This is a genomic window from Streptomyces misionensis, from assembly GCF_007896895.1.
Classification (GTDB): Bacteria; Actinomycetota; Actinomycetes; order Streptomycetales; family Streptomycetaceae; genus Streptomyces; species Streptomyces misionensis_A.
This window is the reverse complement of sequence record NZ_VOGW01000055.1, coordinates 94,276-101,600: the sequence shown is the minus strand read 5'-3', so window position 1 is coordinate 101,600 and position 7,325 is coordinate 94,276. Positions and strand designations below refer to the sequence as shown.

The following is a 7,325-nucleotide window of genomic DNA, read 5'->3' as shown; positions in this document are numbered from 1 at the left end:
GCGGCTCGTCCGGTGTCGAGGTGTACTGGCAGGGACCGTTCGTGGTGCGGGGCGGGGCGTCGGAAGCTGCGGCGGTGGTGCCGCCCCCGGACATGACCAACGCTGCTGCCGCGCACGCGGTCACGAGAGCTCGGTTCATCCTGCGCACCCTCCAAAAGATCGTCCGTTCCGGAGCGGTCGCAGCCTAAAGCGCGGCCCGGCGGACGAGAACCCACCCGCAAGCCACATCCGCCTCCCAGCCTTCGGCCCGCGGCCGCAGGCCACTACGTTCGGATGCGGCACAGCGTCGGCTGGCCGATCAGGGCGTCCACCCGGTGCACGACGGATGCTCCCCGAACCCGGTCGAGCGGCCTCCCCAGTCCACGCAGAGGCCCCCACCGAACGCTGCCGTGCGCATGAGGTGATCTCACCGGGGTGCCGCTGTCGAGACTGACGGTGCCGCTGCCGTCATCTCGGGTCACTCCGGGGGAAGGCGTCGCCGGTCGGCCAGCGTTCCGGCAGACCGAGAGCGGTGTGGACGGAGCGTATCGCGGGCTGGCGCTCGACCTGGATCCCAGTCAGTCGCGCGGTTGCCCAGGTAGGGAAGATGGGAGCAGGAAGCGAGGCGGGATCCGGGCTTTGCCAGAGAACGGGAGTGTTTTTCGTCCAGGTCCAGGGTGCCGGGTTATTCACGACGAGCACGCCGCTGACACGGCTGTGGGCATGGTCGTAGGTGGCACTCCAGTAGCCATCGGGCTTGCGGGTGAAAGTCGATCCGCTGTCGTAAGCGTACTCGACCGTACTCCCGTACAGCGCTCTCTCGATGTCCTCGTCTTCGGGGAAGTCGGCTGCATGGCCTAGCGCCACGATGAATGGCAGCTCCAGGTCACCATATTTCCCGCCCTTGTGTGTGACGGCGTGGAGCACTCGCTCCGATCCGTCCTCGACCGCCCATGCCGAGGGGTAGACGCCGATTGTCCTGCTGGATGGATTGCCACGTTTGCCTGGGCTGCGGGGGATCGCTCGAAACGTGAGGCACCAGCCAGCCTCTTGCCAAGTATGACTGGGAAGCGGCACCTTGCGCTCATGGTCGGCGATGACCTGGTCGGGGTCCAAGCTTGCAAGCCATCGCGTGAGCCCGGACTTCAGGCGTCTCTGCGGCGGCGTTGCCGTACCGGCGCTGTGCAGTTGGCACGATACGAAGAAGTTCGGACTCGGCAAGCGATCGATGGCATCGCTCAACTGTGGTGGCAGCGAGTAAGACCCAGCGTCGCGCTTCTGAGCCTTCCAGATCGCCTCGACGACGAATTGCTCGTTGCCGCGCGTAACCAGGAAGTCGGGCTTATAGCCACCCGTTCCCGTCTGCCGCTCAACCTCCACGTTGCAACCGGAACCGAGCAACATCTGGTGCAGGTACAACTCCCACAGCGCAGAGTAGACGTTCGTGTCGGAGTTTCGGTCCCGCAGTCGGCTGAGCAGGCCGGGTGGAGCCTGGTCAGGGAAGCGCGACCACCATTCGTTGATCACATCCCGAACCTGGTCCCAGAACGGACCGGCGACCCTCTCGAAGAACTCGGCCTGTGGCTCGGCCGCCCGCTTCGGCGCCGCATCTGTCCGATTCCGGCTCGCGTATACACCCATGACAGACGATCGTAGGTCGCTCCGCCGGCCACTCTCACTCCATTTCCACTGCGTCCCGACGAGCGCAGGGCTCAGCCGAGTCAACCGTTCTCACACCTCCGGCACCTGTTGAATTGGCCGACCCGAGGAAGCCCACCGGCCCGTTTGGCCTCCAACGGGGGTACAGGTGCGAGATGCATGAGGCTCGGACCAAGACCGGCCGGCGGGGAGGGGATCGCCGGAACGCTCAGCCCTCGATGTGATAGCGGCTCTGGGACACGACGGCTTGGCGGATCTTGGTGGTGAAGTCGGCGGTAAGGGCGATCCGGTCCACCCCGCCGACCTTGTTACGGTGCAGGACTCTCTTGAAGTTCAGCGGGGCAGGCGTCGCCTCAGACACCTCCAGAGGCGTTCGACTTTGTGGAAGCGAAGGCTATGACCTCGTGGTCGCCAAGGGTCCCGGGCCGCATCTACCGCGGGCGTGTGTCATCACTACGCCCTCGCGTCAGGTGCTCACTCGATGAGAACCCGGGGGGTGCGCTGCCACCGCCGGAACCGCAGCACACCCGCTCGGAAGCGCCCTCCGGCCGCGTCTGCAGGGGCTTGCCGTCGAACGCCTCTCTCACAGACGCCCCTATGACCGGGGGACGCCAGGTACCGCTCTGACCAGGTTGAAGACTTCTCGGGCGGCATATCGCTTGAGGCATCGGATGATCTCGCGTCGGGTCTTGCCTTCCTGGGTGCGGCGTTCGTAGTACGCCTGGGTGCGCGGGTCGTGGCGCAGGCGGGTGAAGACGATGCGGTGCAGGGCGGCGTTGGCCTGGCGGTCGCCGCCGTGGTTGAGCCGGCGTGTGCTCCGACGGCCGGAGGAGTATTCGATGGGGCTGACTCCGCAAAGGGCAGCAAAGGATGCCTCGGTGTTCAGTCGCTCGGGGTTGTCTCCCATGGTGATCAGGAGAGTGACGGCGCTGTCCGGACCGATGCCCACCGGTTCGAGCAGCTGTGGGGCGTGACGTTCGACGAGCCGGGTCAGCCGTTGGTTCAGCTCATTGATCTGTGCGGTGAGCTGTTCAATGCGCTCGGCGAGCATGCGCAACGTCAGGTGGGTGGCCTGTGCCACCGCGTCCTCGTCTCCCCCACCGTCGTGCGGGGCGAGGCGTGCGCAGGTGCGGAACAGCTCGGCATTGCCCAGGCTGGACAGCTGTTCCCGCAGGGCCGGGTCGGCTATAACCACAACGGCCTTGACCCGATTGATCGCCTGAGTACGGGCCTTGACCGCGGAGTCCTTGGCGAGCTTGAACATCCGGGCGCTGTGCACCGGACCGTCGCCGGACTTGGCCCGGGCCCGGGCGCGACCGCTGAGCACGGCCCGCGCGGCGGCCTGAGCGTCGATCGGGTCCGACTTACCGAGCAGCCGGCGGGCCGAGCGATCGGGCCGATTCACCTCGTACACCTGGACCTGCTGCGCCAGCAGGTAGCGGGACAGGCCCGCGCCGAAGGTGCCGGTACCCTCCACACCGGCCCGGCGCACCGTCCCCCGCGTACGGGCCCACACAAGCAGCTGCCGGTAGCCTGCCGCCGTCGCCGGAAAGGACTCGGTCCCCAAGATCTTCCCGAGCGGGGAGATCACGGCGGCGACATGCACCTCGCCGTGCGTGTCTACGCCCAGTACGACCTCTCTCCGCGCGGGAGGATCTGCGCTCGAGGAGGTACTGCGCTGTCGGCTCGTCATGATGATTCGCCTCTCACGCGGTGACGTGCTGGGTGGATGGCACCGGCCCGCATGGGCGGTCTGAACCGTGATGGCGCCTGGAACTCGGCAAGGCCCCTATTGGGACACGTCCTGTGGCTCGGTACCGGCAGGCGCCATCCCGTAACGGCAGTCGACAAGTCTGTGGCTGGGCACTTCGTTCATAGATCTCATGAGTCAGACCCTCGTCCGGGACGGCGTCGCGCAACCGTCTCATCGGCCCCGGCGCATCGGCACCTCCCGACCACGGCCGGAAAGCTTCGTCCGAACCAGTGCCCAACGCGGCCGAAGCAGGCTGAGAACGAGTCGGCTCCCTGCCCAGTCCTGAGCGGCAATGACTGACCGCCCGGTCCTTGCCGGACAGTCTCCACCGGATGGCCCTGTCCGCCGGAGGAGGCACCAAATCGGTCGACGGTTCCGGCTCCATGTCGTAATGAGCCGAGGCCGCACGTCGCCGTCCTCGTCAGCGACAGACGCTGCGGGCCTGTATCCTTTGTTGCGAAGTCCGGCGCGTATAAGCATTTCGAAACAGCGTCCGTCTCCCGAGCCGAATCGGGGGGCGGGCGCTTTTTTGTTGCCGGTCTCCGTATCGAGCTACGAGGAGCCGCCCTGTGAGCGACAACCCCTTTCACACCCACCTGCCGCGCAACCCGAAGGAGTTCGTAGCGTTCATGCTGGTCATCGCAGTGATCTCGGTGAACACCATCCCGGTGGTGATCGGCGGCCTGACCGCCGGTTTCACCGTGGCCATGTGGACCGATCTGCTGCGGGTGATGCCGGTCCTGCTGGTCACGGTCGTGGCCGTCGTGCTGCTGACGATGAAGCCCGCCCACATGCTCACCGCGCGGCTCGTGCGCCCGGGCGACAGCTTCCGCGCTCATATGATCTTGAACGCCTTGTGCAGCGTGCTGCTGATCTCCCTCGTGATGACGGTGGTCGGCACGTGGATCGGCACGCAGCGGGTTTCCACCGAGCCCCTCGAGCAGTTCGCACACCTGTGGCCGCGCAACTGCACCATCGCGTTCCTCGTCGAGGCGCTGCTCGCCCAGCCGGTCGCCCGGCAGGTCATGCGCCGCCATCACCAGCGCGTCGACGCCCGCGCCGCAGTCACAGCGGCCTGACAGCCACACCCGGCGTCCCTGGACGTCCTCACCTACGCACCGGAGGACCAACCCTGTCACCAAGGTAGTGCGCGCGGATGGGGGTGAGCCGGCCATGTGCAACAAGCACTCGCGTCTGCGGCCACAGAACGCGGAGGAATGGAGGAGAGCGATGATCAGCCGGCCGGTCCGGCTGCCGCTCCCCTCCGATCCGTCGTCTCTCCCCCGTCCTTCCGCGTTCCTATCCGCGTCCGGATGCCGGTCAGGGCACCGGCGTGTCGAGATCAATGTCCAGCGGGAAGGGGAGCAAGACCTTCAACCGACCACGATGAATGCCAGTCGGCACGTACGTGCGAGTCATACCGCCCAGCCCATACATATGGCCGGCGGGAGCCCCGGCCGATTCGCCCTTGTCCTTGACCGGCCGCCACGTCGACCCGACCGCCCCGATATGTTCGCGTCGCCCTCCGTAGCCGGTACGCATCCGCGACAGCCGCAGCGCACCGGCCCAAGGCAGCACGACGACCCTCGCGGCGGCCACCGCAGCAGGAGACCATGATCCGCCGGTGATCCGAGCGTCAAACGAGCGTCACGGTCGAGCCCCCGCAGAGGACTCTCCTGGCAACCGTTCCCAGCGATGTGGGCGGCTTCGCTCGCGGACGCCGTGAGAAAGCAACCTGCCGGGGTGCCCGCATAGGGGATTCCGCACCCGGCCGACGGTGATGTGCCGGGTTTCCCCGCCGCAGGGGCGCCCGGCCGGCCCGCGACCGGCAGCACGGTGGACAGTGGGGCGCCGCGGCGAGCCGTCCATGGCCCGCGTCGGAGCCATATCGGGAGGGGACCTTGAACGCTTCTGGCGCCACCGCCCCGGCCCGGTTCGCCGCAGTGGTCAACGGATGAGTCGGCCCCACGCCCTCCGCGCTGTTCCGTACCGTCGACGCCGTCGTCGGCGGCCGGCTCGCGGCACTGCCGGAGTGAGCGCCGCTGGGACCACCGTCACCCTGCGGCGCCTGAGATTCGTCCATTGCCCCGGATCCAGCGCGCGGGACGACAGCGGGGCCACTACGGCCGGTGCCGCACCCCCGGGGGCCCGCACCGGCCGTCTCCCTGCTGCGTGCCGCGCCCTCTACCGACTCGCGTCCGTTGCCGCCGCCGTCGTCGTGAACGGCAGCACCAGGCGTGAGGGGTGTGCCGCGTCCCGGTAGATCTTGTGGGTGACGGGACGGCCGACAGGTAGGTGGAAGGCGTCGGGCGGCAACAGCGCGTTGTGCTCGTCGGCCAGCGGCTCGTCGTTGGACAGCTCCGCGACCAGCCGGTGCCCCGGCAGGAAGGCCGCCGCGAAGGGGTAGATCCGCAGCACGTACTCTTCGATCTTCCCCGGTTCGACCGGCACCGCTCGGGTGTGCGGGTGGTGCGGGTCACCCTCGGTGGTACGCTCCTCGTCCAGCTCGCGGTGCGACGCCTTGAGGTAGGCGGTCGTGATGAGCTGCCGCTTGCCGCCGGGGGCCTCGTCCCACAGGCGGAGGATGAAGTTGGTGTCGGGCTGGTCGATCTCGGCGAACAGGTGCGCAGCGCCCTGGCCGATCATCACGGTGGGCTCGGTGAACGGCTTGGTCGACCAGCTGAGGATCTCCACCTTGTCGGTGACCGTCAGCGGCGCCTGGTAGAAGCCGTCGGGCACGGCGTGCTCGGCGCCCATCGGCTCGGGCTCGTAGGACAGCTTGTGCCGGGGGCGCAGATAGAGCGGGCGGCGCTCGACGTCCCTCGGCGGCCACTGGGCGCCGGTGACGTACTGCTTGGAGCCCTCGACGTGCACGGTGACCGCGGGCTCGTCCATGATCCCGTTGTCGACGCCCTTCAGCCAGTACTCGTACCAGCGGAACATCTTGTCGTGCTCTTCGACGAACGGCCGCGACTGCATGGGCGGGTAGGGGCCGATGTCGAGCTTCTTCGGGCCCTTCAGCGCCTTGTACACCTCGATGGTGCCGTCCATCGTCCAGCCGCGGCCCTGGTCGATCTGGAGCCAGACGGGGATGTCGATGTTCGGCGCAAGGGTGATGGGGTTGCGCTCCTCGTACCACTCGCCGTCGAGGTCATTCATGACGATGTCGAACCACGCCTCGTGGTTCTTGGGGTAGTTGAGGACATGGACCAGGTTGGGCCAGGCGGCCACGTCCGGGTCCTTCAGGCGCTCGGCGACGCGCTTCCTGATCTCCTCGGGGGAATACGTTTCCAGCATGCGGGACTTGACGCCGTCGGTGAAGGCCCAGCCGGAGTCGCCGCCACGGCCCTCGCGGGCGGCGCGCGGCATGAACCACATGACGCCGCCGTGATAGGTGGTCTCGTAGAAGTCGTAGTGGCCGCCGCTGACGAAGATGGCCTTGAGGGAGGGCGGGCGCTCGGCGGCGGCCAGCACCTGCATCGATCCGAAGTAGGAGATGCCGATCATGCCGACGTTGCCGTCGCACCAGGGCTGCGCGGCGACCCACTCGATGAAGTCGTAGGCGTCCTGGCCGAGGGAGACACCGCCGGCGTTGTAGTTGCCGATGTGCTCGCCCTCGGAGGCGCCGGAGCCGCGCAGGTCACCGATGACGTGGACGTAGCCCTCCTTGACGACGCGCGCGATGTCGCCGGCCTCGATGCAGCCGTCCCACATGGGGCTGGGCCTGCGCTGCGGCGGGGTGGTCAGCGCGAGGGCCTGGAGCTCCTTGCCGTACGGGCTCAGGGCCACGAGCGCGGGCCGGGGAGTGTCGTCGACGCCGCTGTAGGTGTCGGCCGCGAGGGTGACGCCGTCGCGCATCGGGACACGGAGGTCCTTGCGGACGGCGATGCTCTGTGCGCCCGCGCGGATCGTCTGGGGGTCGGTCATGAGGGGG

General features: G+C 67.9%; 6 protein-coding genes. 2 read left to right on the top strand and 4 right to left on the bottom strand.

The window, feature by feature from the left end:
* Nucleotides 1–188 (top strand): hypothetical protein (locus FRZ03_RS39750; RefSeq protein ID WP_222443358.1); only part of this gene is annotated, 188 nt, incomplete at its 5' end.
* 259 nt (nucleotides 189–447) lie between these two features.
* Here FRZ03_RS39750 and FRZ03_RS10300 read toward each other — a convergent pair.
* The 3 genes from FRZ03_RS10300 to FRZ03_RS10295 form a co-directional block, all read right to left on the bottom strand.
* On the bottom strand, nucleotides 448–1,620 hold the full coding sequence (locus tag FRZ03_RS10300; protein WP_186785337.1) for a hypothetical protein: 1,173 nt from the start codon (nucleotides 1,618–1,620) through the stop codon (nucleotides 448–450).
* Between the two features lie 226 nt (nucleotides 1,621–1,846).
* On the bottom strand, nucleotides 1,847–1,999 hold the full coding sequence (locus FRZ03_RS39005; RefSeq protein WP_186785342.1) for a hypothetical protein: 153 nt from the start codon (nucleotides 1,997–1,999) through the stop codon (nucleotides 1,847–1,849).
* A 234-nt stretch (nucleotides 2,000–2,233) separates the two neighbouring features.
* On the bottom strand, nucleotides 2,234–3,331 hold the full coding sequence (locus FRZ03_RS10295; RefSeq protein WP_186785336.1) for an IS110 family RNA-guided transposase: 1,098 nt from the start codon (nucleotides 3,329–3,331) through the stop codon (nucleotides 2,234–2,236).
* A 629-nt stretch (nucleotides 3,332–3,960) separates the two neighbouring features.
* On the opposite strand from FRZ03_RS10295, the gene FRZ03_RS10290 reads away from it, so the two are divergent.
* Entirely contained in the window at nucleotides 3,961–4,470 is a 510-nt protein-coding gene (locus FRZ03_RS10290) for a DUF2798 domain-containing protein (protein WP_146464841.1), read from the top strand.
* Between the two features lie 1,105 nt (nucleotides 4,471–5,575).
* On the opposite strand, the gene FRZ03_RS10280 is transcribed toward FRZ03_RS10290, so the two are convergent.
* Complete coding sequence (locus FRZ03_RS10280; RefSeq protein ID WP_146464840.1) at nucleotides 5,576–7,318, bottom strand: CocE/NonD family hydrolase; 1,743 nt, start codon at nucleotides 7,316–7,318, stop codon at nucleotides 5,576–5,578.
* Nucleotides 7,319–7,325: the final 7 nt, after the last annotated feature.